The sequence below is a fragment of the Pseudomonas sp. 3B-A001-10F genome, assembly GCF_056313565.1.
Map to the genome: position 1 here is coordinate 1 of NZ_JBQYFW010000022.1, position 20241 is coordinate 20241.

General features: G+C 58.5%; 23 protein-coding genes. 9 read left to right on the top strand and 14 right to left on the bottom strand.

Annotated elements, in window-relative coordinates; genetic code table 11:
• Positions 1 to 184: 184 nt before the first annotated feature.
• Together AC0ZWN_RS19235 and AC0ZWN_RS19240 are read left to right on the top strand one after the other, a co-directional pair.
• Positions 185 to 784, top strand: a complete 600-nt coding sequence (locus tag AC0ZWN_RS19235; protein WP_476336143.1) for an FMN-dependent NADH-azoreductase — start codon at positions 185 to 187, stop codon at positions 782 to 784.
• A 345-nt stretch (positions 785 to 1129) separates the two neighbouring features.
• Positions 1130 to 1996 carry a carboxylate/amino acid/amine transporter gene (locus AC0ZWN_RS19240; RefSeq protein WP_476336145.1) on the top strand — a complete coding sequence of 289 codons (867 nt, stop codon included), beginning with the start codon at positions 1130 to 1132 and terminating at the stop codon, positions 1994 to 1996.
• Positions 1997 to 2102: 106 nt separating this feature from the next.
• Here AC0ZWN_RS19240 and AC0ZWN_RS19245 read toward each other — a convergent pair whose 3' ends face one another.
• On the bottom strand, positions 2103 to 3401 hold the full coding sequence (locus AC0ZWN_RS19245) for a mechanosensitive ion channel family protein (RefSeq protein WP_093438086.1): 1299 nt from the start codon (positions 3399 to 3401) through the stop codon (positions 2103 to 2105).
• Positions 3402 to 3592: 191 nt separating this feature from the next.
• Here AC0ZWN_RS19245 and AC0ZWN_RS19250 point away from each other — a divergent pair, with 191 nt between their 5' ends.
• Positions 3593 to 4933, top strand: coding sequence for a DEAD/DEAH box helicase (locus AC0ZWN_RS19250; protein WP_038358505.1), 1341 nt, complete (start codon positions 3593 to 3595; stop codon positions 4931 to 4933).
• Between the two features lie 54 nt (positions 4934 to 4987).
• On the opposite strand, the gene AC0ZWN_RS19255 is transcribed toward AC0ZWN_RS19250, so the two are convergent.
• The 4 genes from AC0ZWN_RS19255 to AC0ZWN_RS19270 form a co-directional block, all read right to left on the bottom strand.
• The gene (locus tag AC0ZWN_RS19255) at positions 4988 to 5587 is read right to left on the bottom strand and encodes a hypothetical protein (RefSeq protein WP_476336146.1); all 600 of its coding nucleotides are present in this window, start codon (positions 5585 to 5587) and stop codon (positions 4988 to 4990) included.
• A 12-nt stretch (positions 5588 to 5599) separates the two neighbouring features.
• Positions 5600 to 6184, bottom strand: a complete 585-nt coding sequence (locus AC0ZWN_RS19260; protein ID WP_095049288.1) for a papain-like cysteine protease family protein — start codon at positions 6182 to 6184, stop codon at positions 5600 to 5602.
• Positions 6185 to 6446: 262 nt separating this feature from the next.
• On the bottom strand, positions 6447 to 6722 hold the full coding sequence (locus AC0ZWN_RS19265; RefSeq protein WP_476336148.1) for a hypothetical protein: 276 nt from the start codon (positions 6720 to 6722) through the stop codon (positions 6447 to 6449).
• Between the two features lie 107 nt (positions 6723 to 6829).
• Complete coding sequence (locus tag AC0ZWN_RS19270; RefSeq protein WP_476336149.1) at positions 6830 to 7564, bottom strand: DUF899 domain-containing protein; 735 nt, start codon at positions 7562 to 7564, stop codon at positions 6830 to 6832.
• Positions 7565 to 7739: 175 nt separating this feature from the next.
• On the opposite strand from AC0ZWN_RS19270, the gene AC0ZWN_RS19275 reads away from it, so the two are divergent.
• Positions 7740 to 8132: a transcriptional regulator gene (locus AC0ZWN_RS19275; RefSeq protein WP_220558295.1), complete on the top strand. Its 393-nt coding sequence runs from the start codon at positions 7740 to 7742 to the stop codon at positions 8130 to 8132.
• Between the two features lie 123 nt (positions 8133 to 8255).
• Here the strand turns inward: AC0ZWN_RS19275 and AC0ZWN_RS19280 are convergent, their stop codons facing one another.
• From AC0ZWN_RS19280 to AC0ZWN_RS19290, 3 genes are all read right to left on the bottom strand, one after another.
• Positions 8256 to 9125, bottom strand: coding sequence for a DUF6279 family lipoprotein (locus tag AC0ZWN_RS19280; protein WP_476336151.1), 870 nt, complete (start codon positions 9123 to 9125; stop codon positions 8256 to 8258).
• Between the two features lie 78 nt (positions 9126 to 9203).
• The gene (locus AC0ZWN_RS19285; RefSeq protein ID WP_093438058.1) at positions 9204 to 9920 is read right to left on the bottom strand and encodes a TorF family putative porin; all 717 of its coding nucleotides are present in this window, start codon (positions 9918 to 9920) and stop codon (positions 9204 to 9206) included.
• Positions 9921 to 10125: 205 nt separating this feature from the next.
• The gene (locus AC0ZWN_RS19290) at positions 10126 to 10314 is read right to left on the bottom strand and encodes a hypothetical protein (RefSeq protein WP_170844885.1); all 189 of its coding nucleotides are present in this window, start codon (positions 10312 to 10314) and stop codon (positions 10126 to 10128) included.
• Positions 10315 to 10654: 340 nt separating this feature from the next.
• On the opposite strand from AC0ZWN_RS19290, the gene AC0ZWN_RS19295 reads away from it, so the two are divergent.
• The 3 genes from AC0ZWN_RS19295 to AC0ZWN_RS19305 all read left to right on the top strand — a co-directional run bounded on the left by AC0ZWN_RS19295 (position 10655) and on the right by AC0ZWN_RS19305 (position 13116).
• Positions 10655 to 11491 carry a CvfB family protein gene (locus AC0ZWN_RS19295; protein ID WP_093438054.1) on the top strand — a complete coding sequence of 279 codons (837 nt, stop codon included), beginning with the start codon at positions 10655 to 10657 and terminating at the stop codon, positions 11489 to 11491.
• A gap of 46 nt (positions 11492 to 11537) precedes the next feature.
• Positions 11538 to 11942, top strand: coding sequence for a DUF2177 family protein (locus AC0ZWN_RS19300; RefSeq protein ID WP_476336153.1), 405 nt, complete (start codon positions 11538 to 11540; stop codon positions 11940 to 11942).
• Positions 11943 to 12183: 241 nt separating this feature from the next.
• Positions 12184 to 13116 (top strand): DMT family transporter, encoded by a 933-nt coding sequence (locus AC0ZWN_RS19305; protein WP_414925667.1) that lies wholly within the window; start codon positions 12184 to 12186, stop codon positions 13114 to 13116.
• Here the strand turns inward: AC0ZWN_RS19305 and AC0ZWN_RS19310 are convergent.
• Positions 13061 to 14242, bottom strand: a complete 1182-nt coding sequence (locus tag AC0ZWN_RS19310; protein WP_476336155.1) for an MFS transporter — start codon at positions 14240 to 14242, stop codon at positions 13061 to 13063. The genes AC0ZWN_RS19305 and AC0ZWN_RS19310 overlap by 56 nt on opposite strands.
• A gap of 104 nt (positions 14243 to 14346) precedes the next feature.
• Between AC0ZWN_RS19310 and ptrR the strand changes: the two genes are divergently transcribed.
• Complete coding sequence (gene ptrR / locus AC0ZWN_RS19315) at positions 14347 to 15240, top strand: putrescine utilization regulator PtrR (protein ID WP_095125552.1); 894 nt, start codon at positions 14347 to 14349, stop codon at positions 15238 to 15240.
• 142 nt (positions 15241 to 15382) lie between these two features.
• Positions 15383 to 15511 (top strand): PA1414 family protein, encoded by a 129-nt coding sequence (locus tag AC0ZWN_RS19320; protein ID WP_007914492.1) that lies wholly within the window; start codon positions 15383 to 15385, stop codon positions 15509 to 15511.
• A gap of 104 nt (positions 15512 to 15615) precedes the next feature.
• Here the strand turns inward: AC0ZWN_RS19320 and AC0ZWN_RS19325 are convergent, their stop codons facing one another.
• From AC0ZWN_RS19325 to AC0ZWN_RS19345, 5 genes are all read right to left on the bottom strand, one after another.
• A complete protein-coding gene (locus tag AC0ZWN_RS19325) occupies positions 15616 to 15864 on the bottom strand; it encodes a phosphopantetheine-containing protein (protein ID WP_034153223.1) in 249 nt (82 codons plus the stop codon).
• Positions 15865 to 15907: 43 nt separating this feature from the next.
• Positions 15908 to 16633 carry an MBL fold metallo-hydrolase gene (locus tag AC0ZWN_RS19330; protein WP_476336156.1) on the bottom strand — a complete coding sequence of 242 codons (726 nt, stop codon included), beginning with the start codon at positions 16631 to 16633 and terminating at the stop codon, positions 15908 to 15910.
• Between the two features lie 86 nt (positions 16634 to 16719).
• The gene (locus AC0ZWN_RS19335; protein ID WP_476336157.1) at positions 16720 to 18099 is read right to left on the bottom strand and encodes a sodium:solute symporter family protein; all 1380 of its coding nucleotides are present in this window, start codon (positions 18097 to 18099) and stop codon (positions 16720 to 16722) included.
• A 151-nt stretch (positions 18100 to 18250) separates the two neighbouring features.
• Positions 18251 to 19753 carry a purine-cytosine permease family protein gene (locus AC0ZWN_RS19340; RefSeq protein ID WP_476336158.1) on the bottom strand — a complete coding sequence of 501 codons (1503 nt, stop codon included), beginning with the start codon at positions 19751 to 19753 and terminating at the stop codon, positions 18251 to 18253.
• Positions 19754 to 19810: 57 nt separating this feature from the next.
• Entirely contained in the window at positions 19811 to 20233 is a 423-nt protein-coding gene (locus AC0ZWN_RS19345; protein ID WP_099758303.1) for a YybH family protein, read from the bottom strand.
• Positions 20234 to 20241: the final 8 nt, after the last annotated feature.

Consider the following 20241-nt stretch of genomic DNA (forward strand, 5'->3'; position numbering starts at 1 on the left):
CAGTAAACACATTCCTTGACTGACACACCGCCTTCGCGAGCAGGCTCGCTCCCACAGGGTATGAGGTGCATCTAAACGAATTATTCGATGCTTTGCAGCAATTATTTGCGCTTTTTCATCGATTCGACTCTGTTTAACCTTCACTCCATCGACCTACAACATTCTCGGATGGAGGCTACACACCATGTCCCGCGTTCTGATCATCGAAAGCAGCGCCCGCCAGCAAGACTCGGTTTCCCGTCAAATGACCCAGACTTTCATCAGTCAGTGGAAAGCGGCGCATCCCAACGATCAGATCACTGTGCGTGACCTCGCCGTGAACCCGGTGCCACACCTGGACAGCAATCTGTTAGGTGGCTGGATGAAGCCTGCCGATCAGCGCAACGCCAACGAGCAATCGTCGCTGGATCGTTCCAACGAATTGACCGATGAGTTGCTCGCCGCCGACGTACTGGTCATGGCTGCACCGATGTACAACTTCGCCATCCCGAGCACCCTCAAGGCCTGGCTCGACCACGTGCTGCGTGCCGGTGTGACCTTCAAGTACACCGAAACCGGCCCCCAAGGCCTGCTCAGCGGCAAACGCGCTTACGTGCTCACCGCTCGCGGCGGCATCTACGCCGGCGGCCCGGCCGACCATCAGGAACCGTACCTGCGTCAGGTCATGGGTTTCATCGGCATCAACGACGTGACCTTCATTCATGCAGAGGGCATGAACCTCGGTGGTGACTTCCAGGAGAAGGGCCTGAATCAGGCCAACGCCAAGCTGTCTCAGGTTGCTTGATAGGTTAATCGCCAGATAATCCCCGATTGTTTAAGTGACCTGGCGCAACCCCTTCAAGGCTCTACGCGCATCGAACCTCCCTTTGCACTTGTTGCTCCTGAGTGCTGTAGCCCGATTGAACGCATTTGCGAGATCGGGCTTTTTTTTGCCTGCGATTCGTTGAATGTCATCAGATCCTTGTGGGAGCGAGCTTGCTCGCGAAAGCGATATTTCATTCAGCAACGATGTTTACTGACACGGCCTCTTCGCGAGCAAGCTCGCTCCCACAGGAGTCGGCGTTGTCCGTGGGTTCGCGGTATTGCGCAAAAACCGCTATCGTCGCCGCCATTCGATTTCGAGGCGAGCATGGGCTATCTACTTTTTGTCACGCTGATCCAGGCGTTTTCCTTCAGTCTGATCGGCGAATACCTGGCCGGTCATGTCGACAGTTACTTCGCGGTGCTGGTGCGCGTAGTGCTGGCGGGGCTGGTGTTCATTCCGCTGACCCGCTGGCGGTCGGTGGAACCTTCGTTCATGCGCGGCATGCTGATGATCGGGGCGTTGCAGTTCGGCGTGACTTACGTTTGCCTCTATCTGAGCTTCCGCGTGCTGACGGTGCCGGAGGTGTTGCTGTTCACCATCCTCACGCCGCTGCACGTGACGCTGATCGAAGATGCGCTGAACCGCCGCTTCAATCCGTGGGCGCTGATCGCCGCGTTAGTGGCGGTGGGCGGGGCGGCGGTGATTCGTTTCGACAGCGTCAGTCCGGACTTCTTCATGGGCTTCCTGCTGCTGCAACTGGCCAACTTCACCTACGCGGCAGGGCAGGTGATGTACAAGCATCTGGTGGCGAAACACCCGAGCGATCTACCGCACTATCGGCGTTTCGGCTTCTTCTATCTCGGCGCGCTGGCGGTGGTGCTGCCGGCATTCCTGATGTTCGGAAAAGCCAACTTCCTCCCGGAAGCGCCGCTGCAATGGGGCGTGTTGCTGTTCCTCGGCCTGGTCTCGACCGCGCTGGGCATGTACTGGTGGAACAAGGGGGCGTGCATGGTCAACGGCGGCACGCTGGCGGTGATGAACAATCTGCATGTGCCGGTGGGGTTGCTGCTGAATTTGCTGATCTGGAATCAGCATGAGGAACTGGGGCGGTTGTTCCTTGGCGGCAGCGTCATCCTCGCTGCCGTATGGATCAGCCGACTGGGCATCCGAAAAAAAACAGTCACTGCATAACCCCTGTGGGAGCGAGCCTGCTCGCGAATGCGCAGGGTCAGATAAGTATGGGTCGACTGACACATTGCATTCGCGAGCAGGCTCGCTCCCACATTTGATCTTTGGGTTACATGAGGTGTTTCTGTGGTTCAGGAATGCTCGCCGCGCCAAGTACCGCCGGCAGCAGGCCAGAACGCAAATCCCCACCACTCGGCTGCTGGTACAGACTCAGCCCGAACTCCGGCAGCACCGCCAGCAGATAATCGAAAATATCCCCCTGAATCCGCTCGTAATCGGCCCACACCGTGGTGCGGGTGAAGCAGTAAATCTCCAGGGGAATGCCCTGCGCCGTGGTCTGCATCTGCCGCACCATGCAGGTCATGTTTGGCTGAATTTCCGGATGACTCTTCAGATACGCCAGTGCATACGCGCGAAACGTGCCGATATTGGTCATGCGCCGGCGGTTCGCCGACATCGCCGCGACATTGCCCTGCGCCTCGTTCCACGCCTTGAGTTCGGCTTTCTTGCGGCTCATGTAGTCGGTGAGCAGGTGTACCTGGGAGAGCTTTTCTTCTTCGTCGTCACGGATGAAACGCACGCCGCTGGCATCGATGAACAGGCTGCGCTTGATCCGTCGTCCGCCGGATTGCTGCATGCCGCGCCAGTTCTTGAACGACTCGGACATCAGGCGCCAGGTCGGGATCGAGACGATGGTTTTATCAAAATTCTGCACCTTGACCGTGTGCAGGGTGATGTCGACCACATCGCCATCGGCGCCGACTTGCGGCATCTCGATCCAGTCGCCCACGCGCAACATGTCGTTGCTGGTCAACTGTACGCTGGCAACGAACGACAGCAGCGTGTCCTTGTAGACCAACAGAATCACCGCCGACATCGCACCCAGACCGGACAGCAGCAACAGCGGCGAGCGGTCGATCAGTGTGGCGACGATGATGATCGCGCCGAACACGTACAAAACCATTTTTGCCAGCTGCACGTAGCCTTTGATCGAGCGCGTACGCGCATGTTCGGTACGCGCATAGATGTCGAGCAGGGCATTGAGCAGAGCGCTGACCGAGAGCAGCAGGAACAGAATGGTGAACGACAACGCGACGTTGCCGAGAAAGGTCATCGCGGTTTTGTTTAGTTCCGGCACCAGATGCAGGCCGAACTGGATGACCAGCGATGGCGTCATCTGCGCCACACGCTGAAACACCTTGTTATGGCGAAAGTCATTGATCCAGTGCAACGCCGGCTGGCGTCCGAGCATGCGGCTGGCGTGCAGGATCAGGTAACGCGCCACTCGTCCGAGCACCAGTGCGATGACCAATAGCACGGTGAGTGCGAGGCCAGCCTGCAAGAACGGATGCTGTTCGAGGGTGCCCCAGAGGTCTTGGGCGTTGTGCCAGAGCTGTTTGAAATCCATATGAGCAACGATTCTTCTGTAAGACGCGATGGGCGATTAGAGCATTTAAGACGCCGTGTATTACCGTTGAAGACAAATCGAGCAACAAAAAAGCCACTGATTACGTCCGTTTGTATAAAGAAACTCGGCCTGAGCGCTCGAAACCGGTAACCTATGCAGCTGTTTTTTTGCATATCTTCGAGGTAGCACCCGTGTTTTCCCAATTCGCCCTGCACGAACGCCTGCTTAAAGCTGTGGCCGAGCTGAAATTTGTCGAGCCAACGCCTGTGCAAGCCGCGGCCATCCCGCTGGCGCTCCAAGGGCGTGATCTGCGGGTGACGGCGCAAACCGGTAGCGGCAAAACCGCCGCTTTCGTACTGCCAATCCTCAATCGCCTGATCGGCCCGGCCAAGGTCCGCGTCAGCATCAAGACGCTGATCCTGCTGCCGACTCGCGAGCTGGCCCAGCAGACGCTGAAGGAAGTTGAGCGCTTTTCGCAGTTCACTTTCATCAAGTCCGGCCTGATCACCGGCGGTGAAGACTTCAAGGTCCAGGCGGCGATGCTGCGCAAAGTGCCGGACATCCTCATCGGTACCCCGGGCCGGATGATCGAGCAACTCAACGCCGGCAATCTCGACCTCAAAGAAGTCGAAGTGCTGGTACTCGACGAAGCCGACCGCATGCTCGATATGGGCTTCGCCGAAGACGTACAGCGTCTGGTTGACGAATGTCCTAACCGTCAGCAGACCATGCTGTTCTCGGCCACCACCGGTGGTTCCGGCCTGCGCGAGATGATCGGCAAGGTACTGAACAACCCTGAGCACTTGCAGCTCAATGCGGTCAGCCAGCTGAACTCGACCACCCGTCAGCAGATCATCACCGCCGACCACAATCAGCACAAAGAGCAGATTGTGAATTGGCTGCTGGCCAACGAGACCTACCAGAAGGCCATCGTCTTCACCAACACCCGCGCCATGGCCGACCGCATCTACGGCCGCCTCGTGGCTCAGGAATACAAAGCGTTCGTGCTGCACGGCGAGAAAGACCAGAAGGATCGCAAACTGGCGATCGACCGTCTGAAGCAGGGCGGCGTGAAGATTCTGGTCGCTACCGACGTCGCGGCCCGTGGTCTGGACGTTGATGGCCTGGATCTGGTGATCAACTTCGACATGCCACGCAGCGGCGACGAATACGTGCACCGCATCGGCCGTACTGGCCGCGCCGGTAACGACGGTCTGGCGATCTCGCTGATCTGCCACGGCGACTGGAACCTGATGTCGAGCATCGAGCGCTACCTGAAGCAGAGCTTCGAGCGCCGCACCATCAAGGAAGTCAAAGGCACCTACGGCGGACCGAAAAAGGTCAAGGCCTCGGGCAAAGCCGTTGGTGTGAAGAAGAAAAAGACCGACGCCAAGGGTGACAAGAAGAAAACTGCCGCCAAGACGCCGACCAAGCGCAAGAGCGTCAATCGTCCGAAGCCTGACTCGTTGGTGAGCAGCGACGGCATGGCACCGCTGAAGCGCCGCAAGCCGGCCGAGCCAGCGGCTGAGTAAGCTTTTCAGGCGCGCATAAAAAACCCGGACAATGTCCGGGTTTTTTTTCAGCCATCAGTTGCCGAGTTGGCCACTGGTGTCGGCATCGAAGCGCCGTTTGGCTTGATCGGCCGCCGGCTTCAATGCTGCGAGCAAGGCTGCCTCGCTGTACAACCGCGTGACCGCCAGCTCCTTCGGCGTCGGCTCGATCGGGATCAGCACGTCCTCACCGTCGGCGTGCAGCCAGATTGCGACAACGTGCAGTGCCGAAACAAACAGCACGCGCAACTCAACGGTCTTGCCCTGAAGCTGCGGTGCTTGTTCTGCCAGTTTCAGCGCAGCCACCGTCGCGGCGGCGTGATCGCCGTGGTTCAACGAGGCGAATTCGACATGCCCGCGCACCTCGGCCAGTTGCGCATCGGCAATCGTCACGCCATCGGCAAACACCAGGTAATGCCAGTCGCCGAGGCGGGCGTCTTTCAGACCTTTACCTTGGCTCAGGTCCTCCAGATTCAATGAGTAGCCGCGATAGGCCTCACTGAGGCTGATCTTCGCAGGTGCTGCGTTGGCGAACTGGCGATTGGCGCCAAAGCCTTGGGTTTGCAGCGCCGCTTGCAGCGCCGGGCGCAAGGTCTGTACGCCGTTGGAAGGCGCCTTTGGATAAGTCAGTTGCATGATCTCGCCCTCCTAGTTTTTCACGGTGAAGTAAGTGTGAGTCCAATTGCCGCCGCCGTTGTAGGCGCGGGGGAACGCGTTCAGCGCGCGGGTCGAATAGCCGTAGATCGAGTCCGCGACCAACACGTAATCGCCATTGGTGCCGTAGATCGTCAGAAAGTGCGCACCGCCGCCGTACCAGGCGCAGCGCAAGCCGACCGGGCGGCCCATGCTGATCTGGTTCTGAATGGCCGACATCTGCAGCGAGCCCTGATTCATGCCGTTGTAGCTACGGGTGGTTTGCAGCGCCGAATCCAGATAGCCGTAGACGTTGCACGGCCCCGGCTGATTGCAGCAATTGCGGTCCAGTTGGGTGCTGGCCACGCCGCACTGAGTCCAGTTGCCGGTGCCGTAATAGTTGCCGACCGAAGCGGACACGGCGGCCCAGCACCAGTTGGTCTGGGTCTGTTTCTGCATGTTGAAGTTAAGGCTGCCGGCGGCGAGGGCGCTGATTTGTTCAGCGGCCTCGACTTCGACCAGTTGTGGGTCGAGCAGGTGACTGGCCAGGCACCTTGGCAGTGATTCGCCGGTGAATTGTGTTGCTGCTGTGGTTAACATTTTTCAATCCTCCATGAGTGAAAACAAGCGTCCAGCTTGTGTGGGTGTTGCGGTGTTGCCGAGCGATCGGTGTGCAAGGGTTGCCATCTCCGATGGCGGGTTCCGATCTCGTTGCTCGATGTAACCGTAGATGTGGATATGCGTTAATGCAAATAAATAAATGCATAAATGCATTTTCAGGATCAAAAGATCGCAGCCTTCGGCCGTTCCTACAGGGATCGATGTAGGAGCTGCCGCAGGCTGCGATCTTTTAATCTGGCTTTTAGCTTTCCGCTTTTTTCTCCGCCGTGCCCAACTCTTTCAACCGCTGATCTATCAACTGACATTTATCCGGCAGATCGGCACTGGCCGTGCCCAGATCCATCTTCTGTAACTCGGCGTTGATCTCCTTGGCCTTGGCCGGATTCTGCTCGGTCAGTTTCGATACTTCCTTGGCCAATTGTTCGCGCTTGGCGGTGGCTTCTTCAGGCGTGCAGGCCCAGACGGGCAGGGCGCAGGCAAGGGTGGTGGCGAGGGTGAGTTTGATCAGGGTTTTCATCGGGGCAGGCCTCAGTTCCGGTTAAGGCGGTTAACCGGTTGAGCGGCGAAACTGGCGAAAAGTTCAGACTCTGTGGGAGCGAGCTTGCTCGCTCCCACAAAAGGCTTTCAGTTTCCGTGGCAGCAACTGGATTTAGTCGCTAGCTCATACCGATCATGATGCCGCACCCACTCCATGATCTCGTCTTCATTCCTGCCCTTGGGCGTGAGGTCGAGGTAGTTATAGGCGCCGACCAGCATGTCGAGACCGCGAGCGTAGGTCGAGTAGGTGTGGAAAATCTCCCCGGCCTCATCGCGATAAAACACACTCAACCCCGGCATTTCCTCCTCAGCACTGTCAGTCTTTTCGTAGTTGTACGTAGCCTTTCCCGCCGCGACATCCTCAGCCCGGGCACAAACGCCGAAGTCATAATTGAAGTCGCAACCCTCTGACGACACCCAGTCAAACTTCCAGCCCATCCGTTGTTTAAACGCCTGGAATTCGTTGAAGGGCGCATGGGACACAGCTACCACCGCGATGTCGTGATGAGCCAGATGCTGGTTGGCGCCATCAATGTGGTCGCTGAGGAACGAGCAACCCTGGCAACCTTCCTCCCAGTCCTTGGCAAACATGAAGTGGTAAATCACCAGTTGGCTGTGTTTGCCAAACAGGTCAGCCAGTTTCAACTCGCCGTTCGGACCCTGGAAGTGGTAGTCCTTGTCGACCTTCACCCATGGTAAGGCTCGACGCTCGGCGCTGAGGCGATCGCGTTCCTTGGTGAAAGCTTTCTCATGGGCCAGATGCTGCTTACGGGCGGCGAGCCACTCTTCGCGCGATACCACCGGATGATTCTCAACGTTCATGATGATTTCTCCTGCGGGGTTGAAACCGTCTGTTTCAGACTAGTCGTTTAACCCTGCTGCAAATCGACAGACCGCCGGTCGGTCGCTGCGGGAAATGCGGCTGAACGGCTGGGAACCGCTCAGGTCACAACCTATGAACGCGCCACAAATCATGCGCACCGGAGGTTGTATCAGGATGACGACTTATAACTGGGATTTGATTGAACGCTTGCTGCATGAAGTGCAGAACAGTGCCGGCCACAGTTTTGCCCCTCGGGCCTACGCCGAAGACTATGCGGCGGCGAAAGCCAGCGCCGGCGAGCCGATCGAGAATCTGGATCACCTGAAAACGCTGGCCTGCGATTATGAACGGTTGCTGCTGTTGCGCGGCTACATCGCACCGCGTCCGGATGAGGAGGGCAGCACGGGAAACAATTTTGTTCTGACCCCGCGCGGTTCCAGCTTGCTGAGCCTGATCGACAGCAGCATTCCTGGCAACGATCACCCGCGTCAGGTACTGGATGAGCAAGAGGATGCGCTGGCCGAGGCGACCTTTGAGGAAGTGGCTTCGAAAGCCCAGATCGCCTGAGTTCATGCAGATCCCCCTGTAGGAGTGAGCCTGCTCGCGATAGCGGTGTTCCAGTCAACATTGATGTCACTGGAATACAGATATCGCGAGCAGGCTCACTCCTACAATTGGATTTAGGAGTCTTCAGATTTTTTGCGCGGCCTTGAGGCACTTGAGGTCGTTGAAGTCTTTGCGTACGCCATCAATCTTCTTCAACAACCGCTGACGCTGTTGCGGCGTACTTTCGGCCATCAAGTCCACCGCCAGAGAGCGTCCCTGCGCTTCAGTTTCGGCGAAGGCTTTGCGGTAATCGGCTGTCCATAAACTCTCGCGATTGACCAGAAGCGTCTCGATTCTCTGTGGGAATTCGGGGCTTTTGCGTCCTGCGACGGCTGCACTGAATTGCTTTTGCCAATGGGCGCGGTTAGCGATCCATTGGGTGTACTGATCGCCCAGCGCGGTCGACCACGCCATGACCCGCTGTTCCTGGGTGGCGCTCAAGGGGCCGAGCCAGTCATTCAAGCGTTTAACCATTCGCGCGCCACGCTCGGCAATTTGTTGATCAAGCGGTGGTTTAAGGTATTCCTGCTGACGCTTGCGCAGATCCTTGGCAAACGCGTCATTCATCTCGGCGACCTGTTTGTCATCCAGCCCCTGCAGCAACTCGATCGCCGACGGGGTGATCTCTCGAGCGGTTTCGGCAATGGCCTGCTTGGCTTCCGTAGTGCGCGCCTGTAGCGCGGCATCGGTGACCTGATTGGATTCGACCATGGTCTGCAGGCGATCAAGCCAGTCCAGATAGCCCGGCAATTGCGTGGTGCAATGCCAGCTCAGGTGGTCCTTGAGGCGTTCGTTGAACCAGTCTTTCTGCTCGCCGTTCATGTCCAGATAGTCGCTGAGCGTCCATGGAATGATCACGTCGAGGTTGCGATAGGCCAGGCCGACACGGCTGCAAGCGCCGAGGGCGAGGGTGAAGATCAGTAGCGCGGCGATGTGTTTGAACCAGCGAGACATGGGCGAATCCTTGCGTGAGCCTGGCTTCGAGGAACTGATTCCTATGTGAACGCAGAATGAACCCGGCAGTTCAGCCAATCAATAGAACGCGCGCGCAGCCTTGAGGGTGACGAGGCCGTCGCACTCGCTGTTGTGCCCGGAGTAGGCCGAACAATCGCTGCCGCTGAGACTGGAGTCGCTGTAGATCAGATCGAGGTCGACGCCCATGAATGGTCGGGACAATTTCACCGACCAATCGGTAAAACTGCCGACATAACCACCGTCCACGGCCACTGGCGTGTTCAGTTGGTGGGTGGTGTATTTCATGCTGACGCCGATGCCGAATGGCTGGTTGCCGCCAAGATCGGCAAACAACGTGTTGTTCTGTTTATCCGGGTCATTGCTGAAGGCCACGCCGAAACGACTGCCGAGCAAGGTCAGGCCACCGAACAGCTCCTGGCTGTCGAGAGTGTCTACCTTGGGATAGCTGTAGTGGATCATGCCGACTTCATAGCCGAGGGTCTGATCGAAAGGTTGTTTAAATCCGACGTAGGAGTCGATTTCGAGGTTCTTGCCCGGGGAGATGCCCATGCTCGGTGCGTACTGGCCGACATAGAGGCCGCTGTCGTGGCTCAGGTCTAGGCCGCCATGGAAGGAACCGACTGCCGCCGGTTTGACCAGGCCTTGAGCCATGCTGCGTGTGGGCGTGGTACCGAGTTTGAGATCGAAGTCGCCGAGTTCACGCTGGAAAATCTGCGCGTGCGCGGTCGAGCCGACTATCAGGCTTACGAGCAATAAACAGGAAGATTTGCGCATGCGTCACTCCATGAACAGCGAGCGCAGGAAGGCGGGCCTGCTGAAACGCTTGATCTAGACGCGTGCAAGGATACCGGCGAATGATCGGCATTGAAGGCCGTTCGTCGATTCACAAGGAATTTTGTTTAAAAAGGAGGGAGGTTACGCGGTGCCAGTCCAGGCGCTTCAAAGCTCAAAGCGCCTCTGGACGGGTGTAAAACCGGTGTTACTTCTTGCCCAGGCTGATCTGCTTGGACGGGCCGAATGTCTGGCCACTGACGCCTTTGGCAATTTGCTGAATCTCGCCACCAGACTTGAGAAACGCTGCGATCTGATCGTTGATCGATTCGCTGGTTTCAACGGCTGGAGCTGGCTTTGCTTTGCTGGAGGATGCTTTTACACGCATGGCGGCCATTAACCTGTAGAAAAGTAACTCGGCCAGGCATCGTACAGGAATAACTTGACAATTGCTTGGTAAATATCCCCCGGAATAACCAACCGCATTGCTGCATTATTCTCGATCCAATATTCGAAATATCCGGCTAACCTGCTGTTTTAAATAACAACATTTATGTGCGCGCGCATTGAAATATTCAGTCATGAGCGTTCGTGCCTGTCTGACGAGCGGCACCTCGGCCCGGCTGCGCCCGAGGAAAATCAAGGTGTTGAACCGGTTTCACACGCGTGCCGATCTGTCACCCGACGGCCACGATAAAAACGGGTAGAATGCCGCCCACGCAATGAGGGTTCTGGAAATGGCTTTAGTCGGGCGTTACAACAGTTTGCAAGTGGTTAAACACACTAACTTCGGTTTATATCTGGATGGCGGTGCCGATGGCGAGATTCTTTTGCCTAATCGTTATATCCCAAAAGATATTCCGACCGAAGATGAAGATTGGCTCAACGTTTTTGTTTATCTGGACAGCGAAGACAAACTTCTCGCCACCACGGAAAAACCGAAAGTGCAGGTCGGCGAATTTGCCAGTCTGAAAGTCGTTGAAGTCAACAGCATCGGTGTGTTCCTCGATTGGGGGCTGCCGAAGGATCTGTTGCTGCCGTATTCCGAAGAGAAGCGCCAGATGACCGCCGGCGAATACTGCGTGGTGCATGTCTACCTCGACAAGCACACCCGCCGTATCACCGCCACTGCGCGACTGGATCGCTACCTCGACAAGACTCCGGCCAATTACAGTCAGGGTCAGGAAGTTGATCTGCTGGTTGCCGAAGCCACCGACATGGGCTTCAAGGCGATCATCAACAACAAGCACTGGGGGCTGATTCACAAGAATGAGATCTTCAAGTTCATGCGCGCCGGCATGCTTGAGAAGGGCTACATCAAGGAAGTGCGTGCCGACGGCAAGATCGCCCTGAGCCTGCAACCGGTTGGCCAGGAAGCTGCGAGCAGCCTGAACTCGAAGATCCTCGCCAAGTTGCGTGACAACAGCGGCACGTTGCCTGTCAGCGACAAGAGCGATCCAGCGTTGATCAGCAGCCTGTTTGGCGTCAGCAAAGGCAACTTCAAGAAGGCGATCGGCTCGCTGTACAAGGAAGGCAAGATCGTTATTCATGCTGATCGCATTGAACTAACCTGAGCCTTGGGTGGCCCATCTTGCATGGGACACACACGAGATCGGGTCGATGAAAAAAACGCTGATTGCCTACGTCACCACACTGGTGATGTTTTTATTGCTCGACGGTATCTGGCTCGGCCTGTTGATGGCGCCGACCTATCGCGAACTGCTCGGCCCGCTGATGCTCGAAAAACCGCTGCTGATTCCCGCAGCGGTTTTTTATTGCCTGTATGTTTTTGGCTGCGTGGTGTTTGTGGTGCTGCCTGCGGCGACCTGGCAGTGGGCGGCGAAGCGGGGCGCGTTGTTGGGGCTGGTGGCTTATGGCACCTATGACCTGACCAATTGGGCGACGTTGCGTGGCTGGTCGGTGCAGGTGACGCTGATGGATTGGGCGTGGGGGACGTTTGCTACTGCTCTGGCTTGTAGCGTCGGGTTTTTGTTGGCTAAACGGTTTGGCATATCTGATCGGTAATCTGGGTTGACAATGCCGGCCTCTTCGCGAGCAGGCTCGCTCCCACAGGGGAACACACTCCAAAGTGGGAGCGAGCCTGCTCGCGAATGGCGGCGTAGCCGACAGCCATTCACCACTGGCGCCAATGAAGCACAAAATGTCTTTTCCAGACGGCTTTTTGCGCCCGAGTCATTGATAATCCTCGACACTGTTTTCTGACCATTGGATGGCCTGCCATGTTGTGTGTATTCGAGGTGTTGCGGTGAGTGTCGAGCGGCGCAATGCCGACAGTTTTGCCCTGCAAGTGATGATCGGCCTCTGCCTGATCTGGGGCGTGCAACAGGTGATGATCAAGTGGGCCGCAGCGGACATCGCACCGGTGATGCAAGCGGCGGGGCGCTCGGGAATTTCCGCGTTGCTGGTCGGTTTGCTGATCTGCTGGAAAGGTGGCTGGGATCAGGTCGGTACGACCTGGCGTGGTGGCCTGCTGGCCGGTGCGCTGTTTGGTCTGGAGTTTTTTTTCATCGCCGAAGGCTTGCAACTGACCACTGCTGCGCACATGTCGGTGTTCCTCTACACCGCACCGATTTTCACTGCACTGGGTGTGCATTTTCTACTGGCCAGTGAACGACTGCGACCTTTGCAATGGCTGGGGATTCTGCTCGCTTTCATCGGCATCGCGATTGCCTTTGCCGGCGGTGTGTCGTGGGACAACCTCGACCGGCGCATGCTGCTCGGCGATGCCTTTGGCGTGTTGGCTGGCGCCTGTTGGGGCGCGACTACGGTGGTGGTGCGCGCATCACGGCTGTCGGAAGCACCGGTGACGCTGACCCTGTTCTATCAGTTGATCGTCGGCTTCCTCGGACTGCTGCTGATCGCGCTGTTCAGCGGCCAGATCACCCACGTCAGCCTGACCACCGTGGCGGTGGCCAGCGTGTTGTTCCAGGGCCTGGTGGTGTCGTTCTTCAGTTACCTGATCTGGTTCTGGCTGCTGCGCCGTTATCTGGCAGCCAACCTCGCGGTGTTTTCGTTCATGACACCGCTGTTCGGCGTGACCTTTGGCGTGTTGCTGCTCGGCGAACAGTTGACTGTGAACTTCGTCGTTGGCGCTGTACTGGTGCTGCTCGGCATCACTTTTGTCAGCGCCGAGCAGTGGCTGCGTCGGCGTTTGCGCAAAGCGCTGGGCCAGCGCTAGTCGACTGCATCGCCAGACCGCCGGCAATCAACAATCCGCTGCCGGCGATGACCAGTGCTGGCTGCAAACCGCCGCTGAAATGGCTGCTCAACGCCGCCAGCAACGGGCCGCTGAGTTGGCCGACGGCGAAGCACGCGGTGAGCATGCCGGCATTGCGTTGGGTGGCATGCGGCGCCAGTTCCCGCGAGCGTTGCATGACCAGTTGCATGCAGGCGAGGAACGGTGTGCCACAGAGGATCACGCCCAGTGCGAGGCCCAGGCCACTGCCGAGCAGGCAGGCAAAGACACCGGCCGCTTGCAGCCACAACGTCGCCATCAACCAGTGGCGCGTCGTTTCGGGATCGTGACGCCGTAGGCTCACCAGCAACACGCCAAGCGCCGCAGCCAGACCGAAGCACGGCCAGAACAAGTCCGCCTGCCATTCCCCGTGAAATTGCCCAGTGGCCATCTGCGACAGGAAGGTCGCGGGAATGATGTAGCCGACGCCGTACAGCGCATAAATCGCGGCCAGCCGCCCGATGCCGCGATTCGATGGATTGCCCGCCGCCACAGCAACTGCAGCCGTTGCGACGGGCTTAGGCAGCAGTCGCCAGACCCCCAGCATCATCACCAACGCAGCCGCTGCGTAAATCAGCCACAACGTCGCGGAAGTCTGGTTGAGCAGATGTGAGACCAGCGCCAACAATCCTGTCAGAAAAATCCCTAAGCCCGGTCCGGCGAATACCAGTGCGCCCAAACGTGGACGACCCGCTGCCGCTGCCAACGGTTGGCTTAAAGCCGTAATCATCACCAGCACCCAGGCACTCGCCACCCCGGTGCCGAAGCGCAGCACCAGGTGCGACCAAAAACCATCGGCCCAGAACGATGCCAGGGTCAGCAGCACACACAGCCACAAGCCACCGTGCAGGCGCCGCTGAACCTGCTGCGGGCGATGGGCGAACATCGCGTCCACCGCGCCGAGCAAGTAACCGAGGTAGTTTGCCGCTGCAATCAGACCAGCGGCTGTCAGGTCGATCTGACCTTCGCTGAGCAGGTGCGGCATTTGCGGGGTGAGAGCGAAACGTCCGATGCCCATGGCCATCATCAGGGCCACGAAGCAGGCAGATAAGTGAATAAGCGGCGACATGGTCGGAATTCCGTGAGGGCTTCAATGACCGTCAGGCTAGGACTGATTGACTTTCTTTAAAATTGAATAATAGTGAGTAACTTGTTCTGTTCTGGAGAAAGGTTGTGGAATTCAGCCAACTACGGATCTTCCAGGCCGTGGCCGAGGAAGGTTCCATCACCCGCGCTGCGGAACGCCTGCACCGCGTGCCATCGAATCTATCGACCCGGCTCAAGCAACTGGAGGAGCAGCTCGGTGTCGAGTTATTCGTCCGCGAGCGTCAGCGTTTGCAACTGTCGCCTGCAGGAAAAGTCCTGCTGGACTACACCGGCAAACTCTTCGCCCTGCGCGATCAGGCCAGTGCGGCGGTGATGGGCGGCAAACCCGCCGGTGACTTCGCTCTGGGCACCATGTACAGCACGGCGGCGATTCATCTTCCGGCGCTGCTGGCGCAGTATCACAAGCGCTATCCAGCGGTGAATCTGCAAGTGCAGTCAGCACCGAGTGGCGAGTTGCTGGAGGGGTTGCTCACCGGGCGCCTTGATGCCGCGTTGGTCGATGGCCCGCTGGAACTCGCCGGGCTCGACGGCGTGCCGTTGTGCGAGGAGCGGTTGGTGTTGATCACTGAAATCGATCATCCGCCGGTGCGCAGCGCGCGGGATGTTGAAGGGCGTTCGGTGTTCACCTTTCGTCGCGGCTGTTCCTACCGCATGCGCCTGGAGGCGTGGTTTTCGCACTATCACGCGACTATGGGCCGGGCGATGGAGATCGAGTCGTATCAAGGCATGCTCGCCTGTGTGATTGCCGGGAGTGGCGTGGCGCTGATGTCGGAGTCGATGCTCGCCAGTCTGCCGGGGCGTGACAGCGTCGCGGTGCATCCATTGGCCGAGCCATTTGTGGGTGCGACAACGTGGCTCATGTGGCGCAAGGGCATGGTCGGCGCCAACCTCAATGCATGGATCGAGGTGCAACAGGCTGTCTATCCTGCGGCTCAGATTGAAACCCGAGAAACAGCCTGAACCAATGGCGGCATATTCTGTTCAATTCAGTAACAGATCATTGCGGATTTGGCCGAGCATTACGTAGGACTTCGGACTATTATCAGTGCGAAGCGACCTCAGAATTCCGGCCGCTCAGCACCACCCTGAAGGGGGCATGACGATGAAAGAGAAAATTCAAAACTGGCTGCACGACTTGGGTGTTGCCCTTGGCTTGATCGAACCGCCTCTGCAACCTGTCCCGATCCGCACCGATGACGAGCAGCGCCGCCGTCAACAACGGCGCCGGTAACGCCCCCGATCCGAGATCAAGGATTCAAGATCAAGAGATCGCAGTCTTCGGCAGCTCCTGCATTAGTCCGTGTAGGAGCTGCCGAAGGCTGCGATCTTTTGTTTTCAGTGCCGCCCGATTTCCAGCAAAAACCGGCTCAAGTCATTCGCGGTCTTCGCGGTCTTGAGCATGCGGTCTTCCTCGGCGGTAAACGCCGTCAGGCCGAATTCATCTTCCAGATGAAAGATCAGATCTTCTATATCGGCTTTCTCCAGGCCCAGTTGCACCAGACTGGTGTTGTCGTTGAATTCGCGGGTTTCCAACAGACGCCGGATATATCGGTGCACGGCGGCACGCACGGCAGCTCTTCTCATGGCAGATATTTCTGATTGTTGTTCTGTTTGAGTGAAGCAGGCCTCAGACGTGGCCGCGCAACCACTCGTCAATCATCGAACGCAAATGCTCCCCGGAAAAACTGCCGAAATGTCCGCCATGCACCGTGCGGATCGGCAACGCCTGCAAACGTCGCAGGCTGGCGGCGTAATCCTCAAGATTGGAGCGGTAGGCGTCTTCGATCAGCGGCCCGTCGTAAATGATGTCGCCGCTGAACAGCGTTTCAGTCGCCGCCTCATACAGGCTGATGCCGCCCGGCGAATGCCCCGGTGTATGCAGCACCTGCAGCGTGCGATTGCCCAGATCGAGCACATCACCGTCCTCGACAAACCCGGTCGCCGGCGCGGCTTTGACCCGGTATTCGGCGTAGCACAACGGGCAATCCGGATGCGCTTCGAACATGTCGTCGCCAACGAAAGCGCGGCTCAAGTCGTTTTCGCCATCCGGCGCGGCCAGAATGTCCGCTTCGGCCGGATGCACCAGCCGCTCAGCAAATTCGTGATGCCCGGCGATATGGTCGAAATGGCAATGACTGGCCACTGCCACCAGTGGCCGCTCGGTAATCCACGGCAACTGTTCGCGCAGGCTGACCAGTCCTGAGCCGCTGTCCAGCAGCAGGTCTTTGTCACGGCCCTGCACATGCCAGAGGTTGCAGCGGTAGAACGGGCGGATATACGGCTCGTGAATCAACCGAATGCCATCGCTCAGGTGCTGCACTTCAAACCACTGATCACGAGAAACGATCTTCATCGGTACTTTTCTCCAAGCGTAAAAAAACGAGTGTGGCAACCGACGCCACACTCGTCGAAGAAAGCATCAAGTCGTTATGTTTCAGCTTAGATCGCGCGGGCCACCGAGACAGGACGGCGCGAGGCGAGGCTGACCACCACGAAACTCACCAGACCCACCGCCAGGCTGTAGTAGATCGGTGTATTGGCATCCAGACCGTCCTTGAACATGAACAGCAGTGCGGTGGCGAAACCCAGGCCCATGCTGGCGATGGCGCCGGCGGTGGTCGCGCGTTTCCAGAAAATCGCACCGATCAGCGGGACCAGCATGCCGCCCACCAACAGGTTGTACGCCAGCGTCAGGGCGCTGATCACGTCATTCACCACCAGCGCGATACCCAGCACCACGATACCGGTGAGCAGGGTGAACAGGCGGTTGATGCCCAGGCTCGACTGTTTGCCGCCACGCAGTTTCGGCAGCAAGTCTTCAGTCAGCGTGGTGGCGGCGGCGAGCAGGCCGGCGCTGGCGGTGGACATCATCGCCGCGAGTGCAGCCGCGATCACCAGACCACGGATGCCGTCCGGCAGCGACAGTTTGACGATGGCGGCGAAGGCGTTGTTGACGTTGTCCAGATCCGGGATCAGCACGTGTGCAGCCATGCCGATCAGCGCGCAGGCCAAGCCGTAGATGATGCAGTAGATGCCGGCGATGCTGCCGGCGTATTGCGCGACTTTGGCGGTCTTGACGGTGAACACCCGTTGCCAGATGTCCTGACCGATCAGGATGCCGAAGAAGTAGATCATGAAGTAGGTGATGATCGTGTCCCAGCCGATGGTGGTGAAGCTGAAGGCAGTCGCCGGCAGTTTCAGCACCAGTTCGTCCCAACCGCCGACGCGGTACAGGCAGATCGGCAACAGGATGAACATCAGGCCCACGGTCTTGATGATGAACTGGACGATGTCGGTCAGGGTCAGCGACCACATACCGCCGATCGCCGAGTAGATCACCACCACGCCACCACCGACGAGTACCGAAACCCAGAATGGCAGGTCAAACAGCACTTGCAGCACGGTGCCGATCGCCAGGATCGAGGTCACGCCGATCATCAGTGCGTAGGCCAGCATGATCGCCGCGCTCGCCGAGCGCGCCATCGGGTTGTAGCGTTTTTCCAGGACCTGGGTAACGGTGTAGATCTTCAGTTTCAGCAGCGGTTTGGCGAGGAACAGGTTCAGCGCAACGATGCCGCAACCCAGAGCCGCGCACAGCCAGAAACCGGAGATGCCGTGCACGTAGCCCAGGCGCACGGTGCCGACGGTCGACGCGCCACCCAGAACAGTCGCGGCCATGGTGCCCATGTACAAGCTTGGGCCGAGGTTACGACCGGCGACGAGAAAGTCCTCGTTGGTCTTGGCCTTGCGCATGCCGAAGTAGCCAAGCAAGAGCATGCCGGCGGCGTAGATGAGGACGACGAATAAATCCAAAGCCATGATGGCGTGTCTCCGATTGTCTTTTTTATGTTGAGGCCAAAATCATTTCCCTTGTAGGAGTGAGCCTGCTCGCGATAGCGGTCTGTCAGTCACATCTTTATTGGATGTGCTGAAGTCATCGCGAGCAGGCTCACTCCTACAGGGATCTTCGTCAGGCGGCCTGACGCAGTTGAGGTTTTACTGCGGCTTCACGCCGGGCATCCTTGGGGCCGAACACTTCGCGCGGTTCCGGGAACAGGCTCAGCAGCGTCAGGTACACCACCGAAGCCAGGCCCAGGGTCACCGGCAAACTGATGTCGATGCCGCCGGCCATTTCACCCAACGGGCCAACGAACTGCCCCGGCAGATTGACGAAGCACAAACCGACCACCGCACTCGGGATCCATGCACCAAGACCGCGCCAGGTCCAGCCGTGGCTGAACCAGTAGCGTCCGCCCTGTTCGCCACGGGTGAACACTTGCAGGTCATCCGGGCAGTAGAAGCCGCGGCGCACCAACAGACCGATGATCATGATCACCATCCATGGCGTGGTGCAGGTGATGATCAGCACGGCGAAAGTCGACACGCTCTGCACCAGGTTCGCCGCAAACCGGCCGATGAAGATGAAGGCAATCGACAGCACGCCGATCAGCAGCGTCGCTTTCACTCGCGAGAGCACGCGGGGGAATACGCTGGACATGTCCAGCCCGGTGCCATACAGCGAGGTGGTGCCGGTGGACATGCCGCCGATCACCGCAATCAGGCACACCGGCAGGAAGAACCAGCTCGGCGACACCGCCAGCAAACCACCGACATAGTTGTTCGCCGCGATGTAGTCCGGCGCCTTGATCGCGACGATGGTCGCGGTGGCCAGGCCGAACAGGAACGGGATGAACGTGGCGATCTGCGACAGCACGACCGCTGCCATGATCCGTTGTTTGGAGGTGTCACGCGGGATGTAGCGCGACCAGTCGCCGAGGAACGCGCCGAAGGAAATCGGGTTGCTCATCGCCACCAGCGCAGCACCGATGAACGCGGCCCAGAAGCCCGGCTGACCTAGGCTCACCGTACCGGCGTAGTTCACATCGAAAGGACCGGCGAAGGCGAAGATGCCCAGCAGGAACAACAGGCTGGCGCTCCACACCGCGATCTTGTTCACCCACAGCAAAAAGCGGAAGCCGTAGATGCACACGGTCAGCACCAGAATTGCGAACAGACCGTAGGCCAGGCCCAGAGTCAGGTCGGTTTCCGGCAGACCGATCAGGCGTTTTGCACCGCCGATCAGCGCATCGCCCGAACTCCACACCGAGAGCGAGAAAAACGCGATAGCGGTCAACAGCGACAGGAACGAACCGACGATGCGCCCATGCACGCCGAAATGCGCACCCGACGACACGGCATTGTTGGTGCCGTTGAGCGGGCCGAACAGGCCCATCGGTGCGAGGATCAGCGAGCCAAGCAGCACGCCCGACACAATCGCCCAGACGCCGGCCTGAAATGACAGACCGAACAGCACCGGGAAACTGCCGAGCACGGCGGTGGCAAAGGTATTCGAACCACCGAAGATCATCCGGAACAAGTCCGTCGGGCCTGCGCTGCGTTCGTGGTCCGGGATCTGTTCGACCCCGTGGGTTTCAATCTGCGTAAGGCTTTGGTCGTTGTTGTTGTTATTCATGATCTGCTCCGATCATAAAGGCGCGCCTCATCGTGCGTGAGGCGTCACCTGTTTTGGCTAAGGGGATGGCAGCCCTTCCGGCATTGCGGACAAATGTTCGTGGCAGGCCAGCCAATGGCCTTGTTGTTCTAGGCTCGACGCTTGTTTCTTGAAAACAATCGTCTCGCGCTCCTGGCTGAAGTGTTGCTCCCCTTGCATGCGCAGCTCGGTGGCCACGTCATGGATGAAAATCGCCACATCACCTTGCAGGCTGACGAAGGCGTTGCTCGAGGTGCACGCAAGCACCTCGAAGCCATCCTCGGCGCGCCAGCTGTCCCACAACGCCTGATAGGCATCGCGCGACAGCAGCGGCTGTTCGAGGGTGTAGAAAACGAAACTCGCATCGGCGCTGAAGGCGCCGAAGTAAGCTTCGCGATCGTTACGGGCGAAGGCGGACACCAGATCGGCGGCCGCTTGCAGAACCTGATCACGTTCGTTCATGACCCGAC

Excerpts from the sequence above, each read along its gene's own strand:
- AC0ZWN_RS19235 (WP_476336143.1), top strand. The coding sequence starts at position 185 with ATGTCCCGCGTTCTGATCATCGAAAGCAGCGCCCGCCAGCAAGACTCG.
- AC0ZWN_RS19240 (WP_476336145.1), top strand. The coding sequence starts at position 1,130 with ATGGGCTATCTACTTTTTGTCACGCTGATCCAGGCGTTTTCCTTCAGT.
- AC0ZWN_RS19245 (WP_093438086.1), bottom strand. The coding sequence starts at position 3,401 with ATGGATTTCAAACAGCTCTGGCACAACGCCCAAGACCTCTGGGGCACC.
- AC0ZWN_RS19255 (WP_476336146.1), bottom strand. The coding sequence starts at position 5,587 with ATGCAACTGACTTATCCAAAGGCGCCTTCCAACGGCGTACAGACCTTG.
- AC0ZWN_RS19260 (WP_095049288.1), bottom strand. The coding sequence starts at position 6,184 with ATGTTAACCACAGCAGCAACACAATTCACCGGCGAATCACTGCCAAGG.
- AC0ZWN_RS19265 (WP_476336148.1), bottom strand. The coding sequence starts at position 6,722 with ATGAAAACCCTGATCAAACTCACCCTCGCCACCACCCTTGCCTGCGCC.
- AC0ZWN_RS19270 (WP_476336149.1), bottom strand. The coding sequence starts at position 7,564 with ATGAACGTTGAGAATCATCCGGTGGTATCGCGCGAAGAGTGGCTCGCC.
- AC0ZWN_RS19275 (WP_220558295.1), top strand. The coding sequence starts at position 7,740 with ATGACGACTTATAACTGGGATTTGATTGAACGCTTGCTGCATGAAGTG.
- AC0ZWN_RS19280 (WP_476336151.1), bottom strand. The coding sequence starts at position 9,125 with ATGTCTCGCTGGTTCAAACACATCGCCGCGCTACTGATCTTCACCCTC.
- AC0ZWN_RS19285 (WP_093438058.1), bottom strand. The coding sequence starts at position 9,920 with ATGCGCAAATCTTCCTGTTTATTGCTCGTAAGCCTGATAGTCGGCTCG.
- AC0ZWN_RS19290 (WP_170844885.1), bottom strand. The coding sequence starts at position 10,314 with ATGGCCGCCATGCGTGTAAAAGCATCCTCCAGCAAAGCAAAGCCAGCT.
- AC0ZWN_RS19295 (WP_093438054.1), top strand. The coding sequence starts at position 10,655 with ATGGCTTTAGTCGGGCGTTACAACAGTTTGCAAGTGGTTAAACACACT.
- AC0ZWN_RS19300 (WP_476336153.1), top strand. The coding sequence starts at position 11,538 with ATGAAAAAAACGCTGATTGCCTACGTCACCACACTGGTGATGTTTTTA.
- AC0ZWN_RS19310 (WP_476336155.1), bottom strand. The coding sequence starts at position 14,242 with ATGTCGCCGCTTATTCACTTATCTGCCTGCTTCGTGGCCCTGATGATG.
- AC0ZWN_RS19320 (WP_007914492.1), top strand. The coding sequence starts at position 15,383 with ATGAAAGAGAAAATTCAAAACTGGCTGCACGACTTGGGTGTTGCCCTT.
- AC0ZWN_RS19325 (WP_034153223.1), bottom strand. The coding sequence starts at position 15,864 with ATGAGAAGAGCTGCCGTGCGTGCCGCCGTGCACCGATATATCCGGCGT.
- AC0ZWN_RS19330 (WP_476336156.1), bottom strand. The coding sequence starts at position 16,633 with ATGAAGATCGTTTCTCGTGATCAGTGGTTTGAAGTGCAGCACCTGAGC.
- AC0ZWN_RS19335 (WP_476336157.1), bottom strand. The coding sequence starts at position 18,099 with ATGGCTTTGGATTTATTCGTCGTCCTCATCTACGCCGCCGGCATGCTC.
- AC0ZWN_RS19340 (WP_476336158.1), bottom strand. The coding sequence starts at position 19,753 with ATGAATAACAACAACAACGACCAAAGCCTTACGCAGATTGAAACCCAC.
- AC0ZWN_RS19345 (WP_099758303.1), bottom strand. The coding sequence starts at position 20,233 with ATGAACGAACGTGATCAGGTTCTGCAAGCGGCCGCCGATCTGGTGTCC.